Origin of the sequence: Arthrobacter sp. AFG20 (assembly GCF_002892795.1) — a bacterium.
Lineage (GTDB): Bacteria > Actinomycetota > Actinomycetes > Actinomycetales > Micrococcaceae > Arthrobacter.
Map to the genome: position 1 here is coordinate 124,299 of NZ_PJMC01000013.1, position 17,991 is coordinate 142,289.

General features: G+C 68.2%; 15 protein-coding genes. 4 read left to right on the forward strand and 11 right to left on the reverse strand.

All coding sequences use genetic code 11. The features are described 5' to 3' along the window. Positions 1 to 15: 15 nt before the first annotated feature. The 3 genes from CXZ05_RS15860 to CXZ05_RS15870 form a co-directional block, all read right to left on the reverse strand. Positions 16 to 822 (reverse strand): DUF1206 domain-containing protein, encoded by an 807-nt coding sequence (locus CXZ05_RS15860; protein ID WP_258006614.1) that lies wholly within the window; start codon positions 820 to 822, stop codon positions 16 to 18. Positions 823 to 927: 105 nt separating this feature from the next. Then, positions 928 to 1,860: a tRNA (guanosine(46)-N7)-methyltransferase TrmB gene (gene trmB / locus CXZ05_RS15865; protein WP_102973535.1), complete on the reverse strand. Its 933-nt coding sequence runs from the start codon at positions 1,858 to 1,860 to the stop codon at positions 928 to 930. A gap of 93 nt (positions 1,861 to 1,953) precedes the next feature. Then, on the reverse strand, positions 1,954 to 2,373 hold the full coding sequence (locus CXZ05_RS15870; RefSeq protein WP_102973500.1) for a DUF3953 domain-containing protein: 420 nt from the start codon (positions 2,371 to 2,373) through the stop codon (positions 1,954 to 1,956). 209 nt (positions 2,374 to 2,582) lie between these two features. Between CXZ05_RS15870 and CXZ05_RS15875 the strand changes: the two genes are divergently transcribed. Next, positions 2,583 to 3,845: an MFS transporter gene (locus CXZ05_RS15875; RefSeq protein WP_102973536.1), complete on the forward strand. Its 1,263-nt coding sequence runs from the start codon at positions 2,583 to 2,585 to the stop codon at positions 3,843 to 3,845. A 7-nt stretch (positions 3,846 to 3,852) separates the two neighbouring features. On the opposite strand, the gene CXZ05_RS15880 is transcribed toward CXZ05_RS15875, so the two are convergent. Both CXZ05_RS15880 and CXZ05_RS15885 read right to left on the reverse strand, forming a co-directional pair. Then, entirely contained in the window at positions 3,853 to 5,142 is a 1,290-nt protein-coding gene (locus CXZ05_RS15880) for an MFS transporter (RefSeq protein ID WP_102973501.1), read from the reverse strand. A gap of 24 nt (positions 5,143 to 5,166) precedes the next feature. Next, positions 5,167 to 6,423, reverse strand: a complete 1,257-nt coding sequence (locus tag CXZ05_RS15885; RefSeq protein ID WP_102973502.1) for a M20 family metallopeptidase — start codon at positions 6,421 to 6,423, stop codon at positions 5,167 to 5,169. A 100-nt stretch (positions 6,424 to 6,523) separates the two neighbouring features. Here CXZ05_RS15885 and CXZ05_RS15890 point away from each other — a divergent pair, with 100 nt between their 5' ends. Continuing rightward, positions 6,524 to 7,594, forward strand: coding sequence for an Lrp/AsnC family transcriptional regulator (locus tag CXZ05_RS15890; RefSeq protein WP_102973503.1), 1,071 nt, complete (start codon positions 6,524 to 6,526; stop codon positions 7,592 to 7,594). A 2-nt stretch (positions 7,595 to 7,596) separates the two neighbouring features. Next, positions 7,597 to 8,994, forward strand: a complete 1,398-nt coding sequence (locus tag CXZ05_RS15895) for an MFS transporter (protein ID WP_102973504.1) — start codon at positions 7,597 to 7,599, stop codon at positions 8,992 to 8,994. 88 nt (positions 8,995 to 9,082) lie between these two features. Here CXZ05_RS15895 and CXZ05_RS15900 read toward each other — a convergent pair whose 3' ends face one another. The 6 genes from CXZ05_RS15900 to cycA form a co-directional block, all read right to left on the reverse strand. Next, positions 9,083 to 9,679 (reverse strand): dihydrofolate reductase family protein, encoded by a 597-nt coding sequence (locus CXZ05_RS15900; RefSeq protein ID WP_102973505.1) that lies wholly within the window; start codon positions 9,677 to 9,679, stop codon positions 9,083 to 9,085. Between the two features lie 131 nt (positions 9,680 to 9,810). Then, positions 9,811 to 10,494 (reverse strand): cyclopropane-fatty-acyl-phospholipid synthase family protein, encoded by a 684-nt coding sequence (locus CXZ05_RS15905; protein WP_102973506.1) that lies wholly within the window; start codon positions 10,492 to 10,494, stop codon positions 9,811 to 9,813. Between the two features lie 43 nt (positions 10,495 to 10,537). Next, the gene (locus CXZ05_RS15910; protein ID WP_102973507.1) at positions 10,538 to 10,852 is read right to left on the reverse strand and encodes a Rieske 2Fe-2S domain-containing protein; all 315 of its coding nucleotides are present in this window, start codon (positions 10,850 to 10,852) and stop codon (positions 10,538 to 10,540) included. Then, positions 10,849 to 13,362 carry a nitrite reductase large subunit NirB gene (gene nirB, locus CXZ05_RS15915; protein ID WP_102973508.1) on the reverse strand — a complete coding sequence of 838 codons (2,514 nt, stop codon included), beginning with the start codon at positions 13,360 to 13,362 and terminating at the stop codon, positions 10,849 to 10,851. Before nirB ends, CXZ05_RS15910 begins: the two co-directional genes overlap by 4 nt. Next, entirely contained in the window at positions 13,362 to 13,709 is a 348-nt protein-coding gene (locus CXZ05_RS15920) for a molybdopterin oxidoreductase (RefSeq protein WP_102973509.1), read from the reverse strand. Before CXZ05_RS15920 ends, nirB begins: the two co-directional genes overlap by 1 nt. 202 nt (positions 13,710 to 13,911) lie before the next feature. Then, complete coding sequence (cycA, locus tag CXZ05_RS15925) at positions 13,912 to 15,396, reverse strand: D-serine/D-alanine/glycine transporter (protein WP_102973510.1); 1,485 nt, start codon at positions 15,394 to 15,396, stop codon at positions 13,912 to 13,914. Between the two features lie 718 nt (positions 15,397 to 16,114). Between cycA and CXZ05_RS15930 the strand changes: the two genes are divergently transcribed. Then, a complete protein-coding gene (locus CXZ05_RS15930) occupies positions 16,115 to 17,983 on the forward strand; it encodes a DEAD/DEAH box helicase (RefSeq protein WP_102973511.1) in 1,869 nt (622 codons plus the stop codon). Positions 17,984 to 17,991: the final 8 nt, after the last annotated feature.

A 17,991-nucleotide genomic window follows, 5' to 3' on the forward strand; every position in this document is an offset into this window, starting at 1 on the left:
GAACCCCCGGCGGGCTCACATTCTGGCGAGCTTCGCCCGCACCACCGTGAAGACCCCGTAGCAGATGAGTCCGGCGCCCACCGCGGCCAGCACGTACACGCCGTAGGGCTGTTCCCGGAGTGCCCGGAGCCCGCCGTCGAGGCCTGTCGACCGCTCGGGGTGGACGGTGACGGTGGCTATGACCACCAGAAGGCCCGTCACAAATAGGGCGACGCCCTTGGCCACATAACCCACCATCCCGAGGGCGGTGACGGCTTTGCGCCCGCCCGGGCTGGCTGGCGGATTGATGTGCTTCTCAAAGGACTTCTTGAACCCGCGGACGGCGTAGATGATCCCCACGACGGCCACCCCCGTACCGATCAGCACCAAAAGCAGGACGCCGCCGGGGGCCTTCATGAGGTTGACCGTGAAGTCACTGGTTGATTCCCGGTTGTCCTTGCCGGAGCCGCGCGCGAAGGCGGCCAGCGTGAATGCCAGCCCGGCATACACGACTGCCTGTGCTGCGGCCTGCAATTTCTTGCCGGCTTTGTGCTTAGTGGGCAACCGCTCGAAATCGAAAATCGCATCACCGGCCTGCCACAGGGCCAGCGCCACGCATCCGGCAAAGCTGCACCACAGAAGCACCGGCCCTGCCGGCTGGCTGGCAAGTTCGGCGACGGCGCCGCTCACATCCGCCCGGCCGCCACGGCCCCGGGCGAGCCCGAAGGTAATGAGGCCGACCAGGATATGGAGCACACCGCTCACGGCAAATCCACCGCGCGCCAGCATTTCCAGGGGCTTCGAGTCCGTGACGTCCTCGGCCCTGCCGGCTGCGCTTCTCAGTTCTCGTTTGATGATCGTTCCTCCGCGCCGGCAGCTGCTGTGGCACTCCGCCACACGCTTATCGTGCCACGGCGTGGCACCGGGGAACAGAGGCCCCGGACGAGGTTAAACCCGCCGGTAGCAGAGGTCGAAAATCATGCGGCCGGCTTCGTGCGCCTTGCTCTCGAAGCTGGTGCGGATACGGCCCTCGAAGCGGGGCGCCCAGCCGCCTCTTTCGTCGATGCCCTCGTTGGGCCCCGTGTGTTCCGTGCTCACGGGGGCCCGTCCTTCCTTGACCGGCGCACCGCCCACCAGCGACTCGACGCCGGTCTGCCACACGTGGGTGAGGGGACTCTCGGGACCGCTGCGTTCGCCGTTGTGAAGGTTTTCGAACGCCTCGGATCCGGCGAGGACGTCGCGCACATGCACGGCGTAGTTGGACCAGTCTGTGGCGATGCGCCAGAGGCCGCCCGGCTTCAGCGCCTTCGCGGCGAGCTCGGCGAATTCGGGTTGGATCAGCCGGCGCTTGTGGTGTCGGGACTTGTGCCAGGGGTCCGGGAAGAAGACCCAGAGTTCGCTGACCGAGCCGGCCGGGAGCATGGTGGCCAGGACCTCGGGGGCGTTCGCCTCGACGACCCGCACGTTGGTCAAGCCACGGCTGTTGATCTTGATCATGGTGTTGGCCAGGCCGGGGGTATAGACCTCCACGGCAAGGAAGTCCGTGTCCGGGTTTTCCTCCGCGGCATGGCAGACGGCATCGCCCAGGCCTGAGCCGATCTCCACGATCAGCGGTGCCTTGCGCCCGAACTCGGCTTCGGCATCAAACGTGTAGTCGGGGTGGACCGAGGTGTTGGCAATATGGCGGGGCACGTCGATGGCCCAGCGGCCGGAGTGCTCCTCCCAGGCCGCCTGGCGGCGCCCCTGCAACCGGGTTCCGCGGCGAACGAAGCTGACCGGCCGACCGCCGTAGGTTCCGTAGGATGCCTGGCTTCCCGGCGTGACCGGCCGGGGCTGGTTCGGATTTGCCGGCGGCTGGGGGGATTCGGGAGATTCGCTCATCCTCTCCAGAATACCGGCGGTTATGAGGGGCATCGCTTTCCTCCAGTAGGGGCGGGCAGCGAACTCCCGTAAATGCCGTGCTGTGGTCGCTGCTCAATAGAAGACATCAAACTGGCCGCGCTGAATTGCCGGTAAGAATATGATGACGGCCTCCACCGGCACCACTATGAGGCCGGCAACACCAGCGCTCCACCCGTTGGAACCGCGCGGCGACCGCCTGAAGGCGACGAGCCCAAAAGTCAGGGCGAGCAGTCCCAGCAACACAGGAAGGCTAAGGAAGACGAAGTTTGCCATCCATTCCTTGCCGTTACTGCCGGTATCTGGCCGGGTGAACAGCGCGATAAGCATGGTCGGCATGATGGTGATCATCATGCTGGGCATCACCAGCACGGCACAGACGATGCTGGCCACGCCCGGGCCGGACCCGCGCTGCCTCTGGCCTCCGAAGCTCTTGCCTGGCGGGCCGTACCGCGGTGGCGGCTCAAGGTACTCCGGTGCCCGCTGATCGCTCATGGTGTCCTCCTTGACTGGGGCGACTGGTCTGTAAAGTGCATGTGCAGTCAGAGTATTGGCGCCGCGGCGGCCGGGAACACCATGCAGCGGCCGTATGTGGATAACTCGCGGAGGGGGCCCGTCCGGGCCGTGGACCGGTCAGCACAGCACAGCGGGACTGCAAGAATGGGCGGGTGATCGATGCCCAGAATCCCCGCAGTCAGGGCGGCCTGCCGCAGCATCCAGCCGTTAGCGCGGACACGCTCGTGGACGCAGAGGCCGACGACGTTCCTCCCGCCGAACCCACTCGTGTGACCGGTCGCCGGGCCCTGGCCTACCTGGGCCTGTGCCTGGTGCTGATCGGACTGAACCTCAGGACTGTGTTCTCCAGTTTTTCGGCGGTACTTCCCGAGGTGACGTCCGACGCCGGCCTGCCCGGCTGGGCGGTGGTGGTGCTGACCACGGTTCCCGTCACCCTGCTCGGCGTTTTCGCGCCGCTGGCCCCAGTCCTGGCCCGCCGGTTCGGCGCCGAACGGGTCCTGCTGGGCGCCATGGCGGTCCTGACGGCCGGCCTGCTCCTGCGGCCCGCCGCGATCCCGGGCGCCGGGCACCTGCCGGCGCTGTTCGCCGGGACGGCGGCGTGCGGTGCCGCGATTGCGCTGTGCAACGTCCTGCTGCCCGGTCTGGTGAAGCGGGACTTTCCGCACCGGCTCGGCCTGATGGGCGGTCTCTACACCACGGCCATCTGCGCCTCCGCCGCCCTGGGCGCCGGCTTCACCTACCCCGTTTTCAGCGCTACCGGCCAGTGGACGTCGGCGCTGTGGTTCTGGGCGGCACCGGCCGCCGTCGTACTTCTGCTCTTCCTGCCGGTGGCCGTACGGCAGCGGCACGGGCAGCACAAAACGGTGCGGGACGGAGTGAACGTGTGGCGCTCGGCGGTGGCCTGGCAGGTCACCATCTTCATGGTGTTGCAGGCGATGATGTCATTCAGCGTCTTCGCCTGGCTCGCGCCGATCCTGCGCGAGCGCGGGGTGGACGGCGGGACGGCCGGGCTGATTGTGTCCGTGTCCATTGTGCTGCAGATGCTCGGCTCGCTGTTCGCTCCGGCGCTCGCCGCCCGGTTCCGCGACCAGCGGGCGATCAATACCGTGGTGGCTCTCATGACCGGCGGCGGCTTTGCCCTCAGCATCTTCGGCCCGCTTGAGCTGATCTGGGTGTGGACGGGCTTGCTGGGGCTGGGCCAGGGAAGCCTCACCGCCGTCGCCCTGACCATGATCATGCTCCGGACCCGCGACGGGCACACCGCAGCCCACCTCTCCGGCATGATGCAGGGGGTGGGCTACGGGCTCGGCTCCACCGGCACGCTGCTGGTGGGGCAGTTGCACCAGGGCACGGGGACCTTTGCCGCGGCGGGGCTCCTGTTCCTGGCTGTAGGTACGCTGGCCGCGGTGTTCGGCTACCGGGCCGGGCGGGACAGGTTCATCGGGGGCTAGCGCGATCCTAGTGCGCCAGGTCCTTGCCCTTCGTCTCGGGGATGGTGAAGATGAACGCGACACTGATGGCAAGCAGCACCACCGCGTAGACGTTGAACAGGTCCGGCATGTGGATGGTGGTGCCCAGCCACTGCTGCAGGTAGGGCGCCGTGCCGCCGAACACCGCCACGCAGATGGAGTACGGCACGCCCACGCCCACGGTGCGGATGCTCGTGGGGAACAGCTCGGCGTACACAGCCGGAACGATTGCTGCGCTCGCGGCGATGAAGATGAGCATCACGGACATGCCCACGGCCAGCTGCCAGGCGGAATCCTTCAGCAGCCACGTCATCGGGAAGTGCATCACTGCCGAGCCGATTGCGCCGGCCCACAGCACCTTCTTGCGGCCGATCCGGTCCGACAGCTTGCCCCAGACCGGAAGCGCGGCTATGAACACGATGTTGCCGATGACGCCGGCCCAGAGTGCCTCGCCGCGGTCGATCTTCAGTGCGGTGGTGGCATAGCTGGGTGCCACCACGCCCCAGATGTAGTAGATCACCGTCAGGCCCACGGTCAGGCCGATCACCTGCAGGGCCTGCTTGCGGTACCGGACAATCTGCGGCCAGAGCGGGGCGCGCTTCTCCGTGGCGGCCTCGCCCTCGAACACATCCGTCTCGTGCAGCCGGGACCGCATGATCAGTGCGTACAGGCCCATCGCGGCCCCGATCAGGAACGGGATGCGCCAGCCCCAGGCGTTCATGACCTCAGTGGTCAGTGCCATGTTCAGGACGGCGCCAAGCAGCGTGCCGAACAGGATCCCGACCGTGCCGGAGGTGTAGATCAGTGTGGCCCAGAAACCGCGGTGTTCCCGGGGTGCCATTTCGGAGAGATAGGTCTGCGACGAGGGCAGCTCGCCGCCGTGGGCCAGGCCCTGGACAAGCCGGGCCACCAGCAGCATCAGCGACGCGAAGGCCCCGACGCTGGCGAACGTGGGGGCGACGCCGATCATGAGGCTGCCTAGCGAGGCCAGGCCGACGGCGAGCGTCATGGACGCCTTGCGGCCCACCCGGTCACCGATCCAGCCGAACAGGAAACCTCCGAACGGACGGGCAACGAAGCCGACGGCGAAGATCGCCAGCGTGGACAGCACGGCTGAAGCGGGATCGGACTTGCTGAACAGCTGGCTGGCGATGAAGGGGGTGAAAGTGGCGTAGATGGCCCAGTCGTACCACTCGACGGCGTTTCCGATGCCGGTGCCGATGATGGTCTTGCGGGTCGTGATCCGGCCCTCGCGCTGGGCGTTGATGATGGCGGTCATGGTTGTCTCCCTGAAATGGGCGGGCTAGAAAGCCGGAACGGAGGCGGGGACCCGGGCGCCGGCGGCGGCCAGAGCATCCAGGCGGTTGATGGCGAGTTCCGCGTAGAGCGCGGCCCCGTCAGCCAGCACGCCGTCGTCGAACGTTGCGTACGGCGAGTGGTTGAACGGGGAGGTGGCGTGGTCCGCGTCCTGGGGGACGGCGCTCAGTCCAACAAACGTGCCGGGCACCTCGGCCAGGACCCGGGAGAAGTCCTCGGAGCCGCTGAGCGGCGTGGCCCACCGCGAGAGCCGCGAGTCGCCGAACAGTTCAGTGATGGCCTTTTCCGCCGTGTGCGTCTCGTCCTGGTCGGTGATGGTGAGGGGGTATTCCTGCTGGTAGTCCACGTCGACGTCGAGGCCGTGGGCCGCTGCGATGCCCTTGAGCAGCCGCGGGACGGCGTCCATCATCCGCTGCCGGTTCTCCTCGGAGAACGTGCGGATGGTGGCCTCGATGCGGGCCGTTTCCGGGATGACATTGCGCTTGGTGCCTGCGTGGAGCACCCCGACGGAGAGGACCACCGGATCGAACATGTTGAACTGGCGTGTGACCATCACCTGCAGGGCGGTGACCATCTCGGCTGCGGCCGTCACGGGATCCTTGGCCGAATGCGGGGCGGAGCCGTGGCCGCCGGCGCCGAGCACGGTGACCACCAGGCCGTCGGAGGCGCTGAGCATCACGCCGGGCTTGGTGCAGAACGTTCCGTGCGGCTCCAGGGAGGAGAACACGTGCATCCCATAGGCGGCGTCGACGCGCCGGCCGGGGGCGTCCAGGACGCCTTCGCGGATCATGTAGCTGGCGCCGTCGCAGCCTTCCTCGCCGGGCTGGAACATCAGGACGACGTCGCCCGCCAGCCGGTGCCGCCGCTCGGCGAGCAGGGTGGCCGCGCCGGTGAGCATGGAGGTGTGCAGGTCATGGCCGCACGCGTGCATCGCACCGTCGATGGTGGAGGTGTAGTCGACGCCGGTCTTCTCCTGCACGGGAAGCCCGTCCATGTCCGCCCGGAGCAGCACGGCGGGTGCGGAGCCTGTGGTGCCACTGGGGTGGCTGCCGCCGCGCAGAACTGCGGTGACCGACGTCGTCTCTTTGCCCAGGGTGATTTCATACGGCAGGCCCTCAAGCGCCTTCAGTACCTTTTCCTGGGTCCGGGGCAGCTGCAGTCCGATTTCGGGTTCCCGGTGCAGGCTGTGGCGGAAACGGGCAAGGTCTTCCTGCATCTGGCGGGCGTCTGCGGCAATCGGCACGTGTTCTCCTCGTTGGTGGTCCGGTGCTGTGGGTCTATTCTGGAGTGGCCTGGTTCACATCCGGCCGAAGTGCTGGAAAAATGCAAAACCCCGGGGCAATATGCAGGATTCGTGCAGGAGGGGGGAGGGAGGACCGCTGGACGTCACGGAGGAAGACCTCGCGCTGATCAACGCCCTACAGATCGCACCGCGGCTGAGCTGGGCCGACGCCGCGGAGGTCCTGGGCGTCCACGCCACCACCCTGGCCGCGCGGTGGGAGCGGCTGACCGCCGCCGGGGCCGCCTGGGTCACGGCGCATCCGATGGGGGACCCGCAGAAGATGTGCCTCGCGTTCGTTGATGTCGAGTGCGAACTGCACCGCCGGGCGGAGGTCACCCAGGCACTGGCGGCCGTACCGGAGATCGTCACCGTGGAGGAGGCAGCGAGCAACCGGGACCTGATGCTGACGGTCATCACCGGCTCCCTGCAGCACTTCACCGCTGTGGCGTCGAAGCTGCACGCCATCGAGGGGCTGGTTAAATACCAGACCTCGCTGGCCACACGGCTGCACACTGGTGCCTACGCCTGGCGCATCAACGTCCTCAACCGCAGCCAGCTCCAGGCGCTCCGGGCACTCGCCGGTCCCGAGGCCGCAGCGTCGGCACCCTCGGCGGCGGTGGGGGAGCCGCTGCCCGCTAGCCATCTGGCGATCCTGCCGTTCCTGTCGACGGACGGCCGGGCGACGGCGGCGGAAATCGCCAGGGCTCTGGACCGGCATCCGGCCACAGTTCAGCGCCAGCTGAACAGGGTGCTTGCCAGCGGTGCCCTCTCCTTCCGTTGCGAGATCGCGCAGAGGTATTCCGGCTTCCCGGTCACCTGCCACTGGTTCGCCAACGTCCCGCCGGGCCAGCATGAGGCGGCGGCGGAGGAGCTCCGCGGCTTCCGGAACGTGCGGCTGAGCGCCTCCACCACCGGGCGCACCAACTTTGTCATCATCATGTGGCTGCAGTCGCTCGCTGATGTCATGACCGCAGAGCTGGCCCTTCAGCAGCGCATCCCGGGCATAGAGCTGGTGGAGAGCGTGGTCATGCTGAGGACGGTCAAGCGCGTGGGCTGGATGCTCAACCCCGATTCGACGGCCAGCGGTGACGTTGTTGCCGTGACCACCGGCGCCCCCGAGCTGGTGGGCTGACCGTGCGCGAATCAGCCGTGTCCGCCTCTCCCGGTGCCGGAATCCTCCAGCGGCCCTACCTGCTGGTGACCGTGGGTGCCTGCGCCCTGGTGTTTCTCGCCGCGTTCGAGTCCCTCGCCGTCACGACCGTCATGCCCGTGGTGAGCCGGGAGCTTGGCGGGGCCGGCCTGTACGCGCTCGCCTTCGCGGGCCCGCTGGCCACCGGTGTGATCGGCATGGTGGGCGCCGGGAACTGGTCCGACCGGCACGGGCCGGTCGGTCCGCTGCTCGCCTCCGTGGCGGTCTTCGCGCTGGGCCTGCTGGTGGCGGGGACGGCCGGCACGATGTGGGTGGTGGTGGCCGGCCGGCTGGTCCAGGGGCTGGGCGGCGGCGCCATGACGGTGGCCCTGTACGTGGTGGTGGCCAGGGTCTATCCGCCCGTCCTGCACCCCAAGATCTTCGCCGCCTTCTCCTCCGCGTGGGTCATCCCGTCCCTCGTGGGGCCGTTCGCCGCCGGGCTGGTGGCCCAGCTGGCGAGCTGGCACTGGGTGTTCCTCGGCGTCGTCGTGCTGGTACTCCCCGCCCTCGCGATGCTCCTTCCCGCGCTGCGCGGCGTCCGGTCCGGCAACGCGAACGGGAACGGCAACGCGAACGGGAACGGTTCAGATCCGGCGGGCGTGCAGGTGCCCTGGGCGCTGCGACGGCTGGCCTGGGCGGCCCTGGCCGCGCTGGCGGTACTCGGCCTCAACCTTTCCTCCGGGCTTCCGGTGGCCGGACCGCTCCTGGCGGGAGCCGCCGTCGTGATTGCACTGCTGGCCGTCAGGCCGCTGGTGCCGCGCGGAACGCTCACAGCCCGGCGGGGCCTGCCCAGCGTGATCCTGATCCGCGGACTGGTTGCGGCCGGATTCTTCGGTGCCGAGGTGTACCTGCCGTACCTGCTCGTGGAGCGCTACGCTTTCTCTCCAACGTTCGCCGGCCTTACTCTGACCGGAGGAGCCCTCGCCTGGGCCGCGGCGTCGGGCGTCCAGAGCCGTCTGGGCGGGCGGCTGGGCAGCCCGGCCGCCGTGCGGATCGGCTCGGTGATGGTGCTGCTGGCGATTGCCCTGGCGCTGGTGACGACGGCGCTTGGCTGGCCGGCCGCCGTCGCGATTGCCGGCTGGGTCCTTGCCGGCGGCGGCATGGGGCTCGCGTATCCAAGGCTGAGCGTGATGACGCTGGCACTGTCCACACCGGACACGGAAGGCTTCAACAGCTCCGCGATGTCCATTTCCGATTCCCTGGGTGGTGCCCTCGCCCTCGCCGCCACGGGAATCGTGTTCACGGCGTTTACGACGACGGCGGGCTCCTTCGCCGGCGTCTTCGTGCTGACCGCGGTGATCGCCGCCGCCGCGGTCGCCATGGCGCCCCGCGTCGCCCACTGACGCCCCCCAGCCGTAGTTTTCGTCCAGATATCGCGACTTAAACCGCCCCGAAGTCGCGATACGTGGACAAAAACTCCGATTGGGTCCGTCAGATGCGGGGGAGGACCTTGTAGTACAGGTGGGTCACGGCGTCGCCCTGGATCGCCGCGGTCTGCTCCAGCTTTACCGGGGCCGCCGCGAGATTGTCGAAGAACCGGATGCCGTGGCCGAGGATCCACGGCGCGAGGTTCACCCGGATCTCCTCCACCAGTCCGGCGTCGATCGCCTGCCGGATGATGTCCGGCCCGGCCAGGGACACGTCCTTGTCCCCGGCCAGCGCGGTGGCGGCCCTCACCGCATCCGCGAACCCGGTGGTGACGAAGGTGTAGGGGATGCCGTCGCGGGGCCAGCCGTCCGGGACGGAATGGCTGAGTACGACGATGGGGCAGTCGATAGGATGCTGGCCGCCCCAACCGTCCGTCAGGTCGAAGATCCGGCGGCCCACCAGCATGGCGCCGGCTGTGGACATGGTGCGCCGCAGGTGCATGGCGCTGGCTTCACTCACGTGCCAGGTCATGTCCGGCCGGGCCGTGTGGACCTCCACCGGGCCGTTGCTGTACCAGTCGAAGAGTCCGTTGACGGAGTCGTCGGGGAGGGCGATGAAGCCGTCCAGGGACATTGTCATCTCGGCAACCAACCTGGCCATCCGTGCGCTCCTCTCGATAGGCGTCCCTGCTGATCCTGCCGGGTGAGTTTTTGGACAGATATCGCGGGCTAAAGGGCGTTTAGAGGACGATATCTGGACAAAAACTCCAGCCGGGGAAGAACTGCGGCGGGTCAGGTGCCTTGCTGCAGGCGGGTGGCGCGCAGGACGGCATCGGCGAGCGTGGCCGACTGCCCGTCAGGACCCGTGGCCTCCCGTTCCCGGCTGGCTGCAACATCCACTCGCCAACCGGGCGGGGCGATGCCGAGCTCGGCCGCGGCATGCTCCGCCGTGAAGAACATCTCCGCAGCCGCATGGCCGTCGCCCCCGTGCGAGTGGCTGTCCTCATTCGAAGCGCTCCGCCAGGGCGGCAGGCCGTCGGGATGGTGGCCGACGATCAGCAGTGTCCCGCCCGGCCGCACCGCATCCGCGGCCACCCGGTGCGGCCGCTGCCACGGGGCCTCGGTGGAGTGCAGGAACTGGGCCGACACGAAGTCGAACTGCTCCTCGGGCGCCCACGCGTCAAGGTCGCGCTGCAGCCACGTGATGCGGCTCCCGGCCGCCGAATCCGCGGCGTGCTGCTCGGCCCGTTCAAGGGCGACGGCGGAAACGTCCACCGCTGTCACCGTCCAGCCCTGCTCGGCGAGCCACAGGGCGTCGGCACCCTCTCCGCACCCCAGGTCCAGGGCAGTGCCGGGCTCCAGCCCGGTTGCCTCTGCCACCAGCTGCGGGTTGGGCCGGCCGCTCCACACGCGAGTCCTACTCCGGTACAAATCGTCCCAATGGCGCGCGGCGCCGTCGTGCCCTTCGTGGTCCATGGGGATTACCCTGCCACAGAATCGGGGGTCCAACTAGGGCGCGTCAGGGGAGCCGGACGATGACGTTTTGCGAGTCGTCGGCGAACACCGGGTAGCTGCGCAGGGGGCCGGCGCCGGTGGTGGAGCAGCCTGTTTCCAGTTCAAACGCGTGCTGGTGCAGCGGGCACATCACCACGGCCCGGTCGATGGTGCCGTCGGCGATGGGGCCGCCCTTGTGCGGGCAGACGGCGGACACCGCGCGGAAGGAACCGTCCCGGAGGCGGAACACCGCGATCTGTTCGCCGGCCACGCCGTACGCGCGCCCCTCGCCCACCGGAATCTCGTCCACGGGGCCAAGGACGTGCAGACCCGCGCTCATCGGACCGGCACCCGGGGGAGCACCTCGAGCGGGAGCGACGTGCGGAACTGGCCGGGGGTGAAGGGGCCGTTGCGCTCGGCCCAGGGGTCGGCGTAGCTGTCGACGGACCGCTGCATCGCCTCATCGAGCCGGGCGGCGATCCCCTCGGCGTCGTCAACAATCACCGCCCGGAGGTGCCCGATCCCGACGCGCGGCACAAAAGCATACGTGCGTTCGAGCCAGTTGGCGCGCTCGCGGTAGTACTGCATGAACCGCCCGGCCAGCAGCTTCACCGTCTCGGGATCGTCCACGGTTGCCAGCAGGTCCCCCTTCCGGATGTGGGCACCCGCCGCGCCGCCGACGTAGATTTCCCAGCGTCCGCCGTCGACCGCCACCACCCCCACGTCCTTGACCAGCGATTCGGCGCAGTTCCGCGGGCAGCCGGAGACGGCGAGTTTCAGTTTCGCCGGTGACTCGATCCCCTGGAACCGCGACTCGATCTCGATGCCCAGCTTTGTTGAATCCCCCGTCCCGAAGCGGCAGAACTCCTGTCCCACGCATGTCTTGACGGTCCGGAAGCTCTTGCCGTATGCGTAGCCCGACGGCATGTCCAGGTCCGCCCAGACCTTGGGCAGGTCCTCCTTGGGAACACCGAGCAGGTCGATCCGCTGCCCGCCCGTCAGCTTCACCAGGGGGATGTTGTATTTGTCCGCGACGTCGGCGATCCGGCGGAGCTGTTCCGGGGAGGTCACCCCGCCCTTCATCTGCGGCACCACCGAGAAGGTGCCGTCGCGCTGGATGTTGGCGTGGACGCGGTCGTTGACGAACCGCGCATCGCGCTCGTCGATGTACTCGCCGGCCCACATCATTTTCAGCAGGGAGGCCAGCCCCATCTTGGACTTCGCGTCCTCGGCGCCGCCCGGTGCCAGCGCCGCGAACACGGCAGACACGGACCGCAGGCCCTGCTCCCGGACCGCGGTCATCAGCGCGGCCTTCTCCAGCGGCACGCCCGGAACGTAGTAGGCGGCGGCAGGATCCTCCGCCACTGCGCCGTCGGCCGCCCATTCCACCACCTGCCGGACCAGCAGCTTGCAGGAGCCGCAGCCCTTGCCGGCCCGCGTGGCGTCCATGACGCCGGAGAACGAGGTGCAGCCGCCCCTCACGGTGTCCGTGATCGCCTGCTTGCTGACGCCGTTGCAGTTGCAGACCTGGGCATCGCCGTCGAGTTCGGCCACGCCGGCTTCCTCGCCTGGCCCGCCGAGATCGAAGAGCAGCGAGACCCGTTCGTCCGGCAACGGCAGCCCGCGGTCGAATGCCTGTGTCAGGTAGGCCACCTTGCGGCTGTCCCCGAGCAACGTGGCGCCCACGATTTTGCTGTCGCGGATCACGATGGACTTGAACACGCCCCTGCTGGGCTCGGAAAACACCACGTGCTCGTCGGTGTCGCGTTCCGGGGCCTGCAGCCCCATGGAGGCGACGTCGACGCCGGCCACCTTGAGTTTCGTGGCGGTGCGGGAACCCAGATAGACAGAGGAAGGATCTGCCCCGGTGACGTGGTCGGCCAGCACAGCGGCTTGCTCCCAGAGCGGCGCCACCAGCCCGTAGACCTCGCCGCGGTGCTGGACGCATTCACCGACGGCGTAGATCTCGTCCTCGTCCGGGACTCGCATGTGGTCGTCCACCACGATGGCCCGCTCCACCGGCAGGCCGCTGGTCACGGCCACCTCCACATTGGGGCGGATTCCGGCGGCCACCACCACCATGTCGCATGCGATGTCCGGCGCGTCCCGCAGCTCGACGCCGCGCACCTTGTCGCCGCCCAGGATGGCGGTGGTCCGGCTGCCCGTGTGGACCCTGATCCCGAGCGCCTCCACGCTGCGGCGCAGGACCGCGCCGCCGTCGGGCCCCATCTGTGCGTTCATCAGGTGCCCGCCGGAATGGACGACGTCGACGTCGATGCCATGGCTTTGCAGGCCCCGTGCGGCTTCCAGCCCCAGCAGTCCGCCCCCGATCACGACGGCACGGCGGTGGTGGTCCTGCTGGGCGTAGGACACCATGCCGTGGGTGTCGTCGATGGTGCGGAAAGCGAACACGCCGGGCAGCAGCCGCCCGCCTGGCGTGTACAGGCCCTCGACGGCGGGCATGAACGAGCGGCTGCCGGTGGCGATGACCAGGACGTCGTATGGCGTGGCCCGGCCGTCGTCGGAAAAGACCAGCTTGGCGAAACGGTCGATTTTTTCGACCCGGACCCCCGCGTGCAGCGTGATGCCGTTCTCACGGTACCAGTCCAGCGAATTCAGGAAAATGCCGCCGGCCTCCTCCTCGCCGGACAGGACATGGCTGAGCATGATCCGGTTGTAGTTGCCGTAGGGCTCGTCGCCGAACATGGTGATCCTGTGCTGGACAGCGCCGCCGCGGGCCAGGATTTCCTCCACGGCCCGGGCACCGGCCATCCCGTTGCCGATCACCACGAGCCGGCGCCGCGTATCACCCGGCGTGCTCCGTCCGGAGCGGCTGGCGAGGGCGGTCATCAGTGCTCCACCATGCCCATGTCGACCACAACGGATCCACTGACCCCCGTGTCCGCCAGCAGCCTCAGCTCGATCAGCGAGCCGCCGTCGATGTCCTCCACAACGCGGAGCGGGACGTGGACGTCGCCCTTGGCCGCAATCGGGAAGTACCGCATGGGCACGCCGTCCCGCATCAGCACCACTGTGATCAGTTCGGCGGAGGAGTTGCCGCCGCGGAAATACAGGGTCTGGTTGATGACGCCGTCCGGGACGAAATGGGAGAGCTGGCTGTGGATGGGCACGGCTTTTTCAAGCCCGGCACCGTCGAACGGGAAGATGCCCTGAAGGAAGATGTTCTTCAAGATCATGGTCAGATCCTTTCGGCGGAGGGACACTGCGGCCGCTGGCATCAGCCCGGCATGGGTCCATCCTTCGCCGCACGTGTTACAGCGCCCCGCGGCCTGTGTAATTTCCGCTTAACACCTTCCTCACCGTCCGTCGGTCCGGGCATGGAAAAGCCGCGCCGCGGGCCACTTGGGTGCCCCGCGGCGCGGCGTCTTTCGTACGGAATTACGAGTTGGCAGGGGCGGGGACGCTGGTGCCCTCGGTCTTCCACTCCTCGATCCGGGCCTGCTGCAGCGGCGTCTGGCGGTTGAAGTACCAGGCAGCGCCAAGCAGAAGGAACCACACCGGGGCAACCACCAGCGCGAGGCGGGTGTCTTCGGCCTGGGCCAGGGCTACGAGCATGAACACGAAGAAGGCCAGGACCACGTAGGGCATGAAGGCCGAACCCGGCATCTTGAAGGCGGACGCCTCATGGAGTTGCGGCCGGCGGCGGCGGAACACGATGTAGCTGATCAGGATCATCGACCAGACGAACATGGTCAGCACCGATGCCACGGAGGTGACGATGGTGAAGGCGCCGATCACGGAGTCGCCCGCGTACAGCAGGACCAGGCCGGCCAACAGGAAGATGCAGGAGAACAGGAGCGCGTTCTGCGGAACCTTGCGGACGCTGAGCTTGCCGAAGGCCTTCGGCGCGTTGCCGTCCTGCGCGAGGCCGTAGACCATGCGTGAGGTGGAGTAGATGCCGGAGTTGGCGCTGGAGGCGGCCGAGGTGAGGACCACGAGGTTGATCACGACGGCGGCGATGCCCAGGCCGGCGAGGGTGAACATGCCGATGAACGGGCTGCTGGCGGCGTCGATGCTGCGCCACGGGTTGACGGCCATGATGACCACCAGGGCGCCCACGTAGAAGAGCAGGACACGGATCGGGATCGAGTTGATGGCCCGGGGGAGGTTCTTTTCCGGGTCCTTGGTTTCGGCGGCTGCCGTGCCCACGAGTTCGATGCCGGCGAAGGCGAAGATTGCGATCTGGAAGCCGAGGATGAAGCCGAACATGCCGTGCGGGAACATGCCGCCGTCGTTCCACATGTTCGCCAGGTTGGCCACCGCGCCGCTCGGCGAGGTGAAGTTGGTGGCGATCATGACCACACCGGTGGCGATCAGGGCGAGGATGGCCACCACCTTGATGATGGCGAACCAGAACTCCGCCTCGCCGAAGGCCTTGACGGTGGGAAGGTTCAGCAGGATGAGGACCACGGGTGTGATCAGTGCGGGGATCCAGAGGGGAGTGCCCGGCGCCAGCTTGTCCACGTAGCCGGCGATGGCCACGATATCGGCCACGCCCGTCACCACCCAGAAGAACCAGTAGGACCAGCCGGTGAAGAACCCTGCCCAGGGGCCAAGGATGTCGCCGGCGAAGTCGCTGAAGGACTTGTAGTTCAGGTTGGAGAGCAGGATCTCGCCCATGGCCCGCATGACGAAGAACAGCATGAAGCCGATGATCATGTACACGAAGATGACGGACGGGCCGGCGAGGGAGATGGTCTTGCCGGAGCCCATGAACAGGCCGGTGCCAATGGCGCCGCCGATGGCCAGGAGCTGGATGTGGCGGTTGCCAAGTCCGCGGGCGAGGTGCGGTTCCCTGTTTTGGCCGGATTCAGCACGCTCTGTGGACGGTTGAACGGAAATGCTGGTGGTGCGTTCAGACATCAAGTCTTCTTCCTTGTCACAGGTGCCGGCACGTACGGGAAGTTGCCGTGCCGGCCGCGTCGGTCCGCCGCAGATGTGACGGAACTAACAGTTGGGATGGTGTTAAGACTATGAGCGGCGGGGCGCGGCAAGGGGTGCGCCCGCCACCCGCGCCGCCCGGCGGCGGGCGGGCGGTGTGTCCGCGCGCCTGGCGGAGCGGCCCGCCAGAAAAGCGCATTCCCGCAGTCCAGCAGGCAGTTAGCCATGTCGGCAGGAAATTCGCACTGAGCGCGAAACGCCGCAATAGTCTTCGACATATGTCCAGCATGCCAGCCCCAAAAGTCGTCCATTGTTGTCCGTGAGCTGCATCACGCAGTACCCGGGGGTGCCGGGAGGGGGCAAACGCCCGGCCGGCGCTAACGGCTCAAGGCTGAAAGGGGCAGCGAAGGGGCCCCCAAAGGGGCCCGGGGAGGGGCGGAAAAGCGGGCAGGAAAGGCCCGCGGCGCCCTGATGCTAGACTGGTGGAACTTGATGTGCAGTGATGCCCGCTTATGGTGGGCTTTTTTCATGTGAGAGGCACATCCTGCGTCGATGAACGCTATTGGTCCCGGCGGCCGCTGTTTGAACACTGGCAGCAGCCCGGTTGACCACCTGACTTTTCTTCGGCGACCCCCTGCGCCAACCGGCGTCGGGGGCCGATATCCGCTGGATACCGCCTGAAAGACCCTGATAAACGCATATGACTACTTTTGCTGCCCTCGGCACGCCCAAGGCACTCGCCGAAACGCTGACCGCCCAGGGAATCGTTGAACCGTTCCCCATCCAGGTCAAGACCCTCCCGGACACCCTGGCCGGACGCGACGTCCTGGGCCGCGGCCGCACCGGCTCCGGCAAGACCATTGCCTTCGCAATCCCGCTTGTAGCACGACTCGCTGAGCGGGAAGCCAAGCACTTCCGCAAGCCGGGCCGCCCGATGGGCCTGGTCCTTGCGCCGACCCGCGAGCTGGCAACCCAGATCAACGCCACCATCGAGCCGATGGCCAAGGCCATGGGCCTGAACACCACCGTGATCTACGGCGGCATCTCCCAGGCGCGCCAGGAGAAGGCGCTGCGCGCCGGCGTCGACATCGTCATCGCCTGCCCGGGCCGGTTGGAGGACCTGATCCGCCAGCGCATCCTGACCCTCGAGGCCGTCGAGGTCACCGTGCTGGACGAGGCAGACCACATGGCCGACCTCGGCTTCCTGCCCGTGGTCAAGAAGCTCATGGACATGACCCCGAGCCAAGGCCAGCGCCTGCTGTTCTCCGCCACGCTGGACAACGGCGTGGACAAGATCGTCCAGCGCTACCTGTCCAACCCGCTGACCCACTCCGTGGACGATCCGCAGGCCGCGGTGACCACCATGGAACACCACGTGCTGGTGGTCAACGACCAAACCGTCAAGAAGCAGCTGATCGTTGAACTGGCGTCCGGCGCCGGCCGCCGCGTGCTGTTCATGCGCACCAAGCACCACGCCCGCAAGCTGGCCAAGACCCTGACCGACGCCGGGATTCCCGCCGTCGACCTGCACGGCAACCTGTCGCAGAACGCCCGCGACCGCAACCTCGCCGAGTTCTCCTCCGGCGACGTCCGTGTCCTGGTGGCCACCGACGTCGCCGCCCGCGGCGTCCACGTGGACGACGTCGAACTGGTCATCCACGTGGACCCGCCCACCGAACACAAGGCTTACCTGCACCGCTCCGGCCGCACCGCCCGCGCCGGTTCCGACGGCACCGTGGTCACGCTGACCCTGCCCGAGCAGCAGACTGACGTCAAGAAGCTCATGAAGGCTGCCGGCGTTGAGGTCAGCTTCGAGCGGGTCACGGCCAGCTCGCCGATCGTAGCCGAGCTGGTGGGCGCGATCGCCGACAAGGTTGACCCCCGGACCCGTGCGGCTCTCCTCGCGGCGAAAGCTCCGCAGCAGGGTGCCGGCAATTCCACCGGCGCCAATGCCGAGCGCAAGCGCGCACGCCGCCAGGCATCACCCACGGCCGGTGGCCGGGGTGGACGCGGCGGCCGCGGGCGGGTTTCGGCCGAGGCTCCGCGCACGGACCTGCCCCGCGCCGAACGCCGTGCGGCGGCCTACGAGGGCCGCGCCGCTGCCCGCGACGCTGCAGATCGCGTAGTCGAGCAGAACGAGGACCGCGCCACTGCGGCTGCTGCAGCCCGCCGCAACGCCCGTGGCCGTGGCACGGCGTCCACGCACCGCAACGACGTTCCTGCGGCTGGTGGCCGTTCATCGGCTGGCCGCGGTTCGGACGGACGTGCGGCGGAGGGTCGGGGCGATTCCCGCTTCACCCGCAGCGATGCCCCCCGTGGCGGCACCGGTCGCCCGGCCACCGGAGGCCAGCGCAGCGGACGTCCCGCTACCGGGCAGCGCGCAGCGGCCGGCAGCAAGACCGGCAGCAACGCTCCGGTCTGGTCCTCCACCACTGGAGGCACCTCGGGCGGCTCGTACTCGGGCGGTTCCTCTTCCGGCGGCAGTGGCCGCTCCGGTGACGGCCGTCCGGCCCGGAAGGCCCCGCGCCGCGCGTCGGCCCCGGCGTCGAACGAGCGCCGCGGCCGCTAACTAACTGT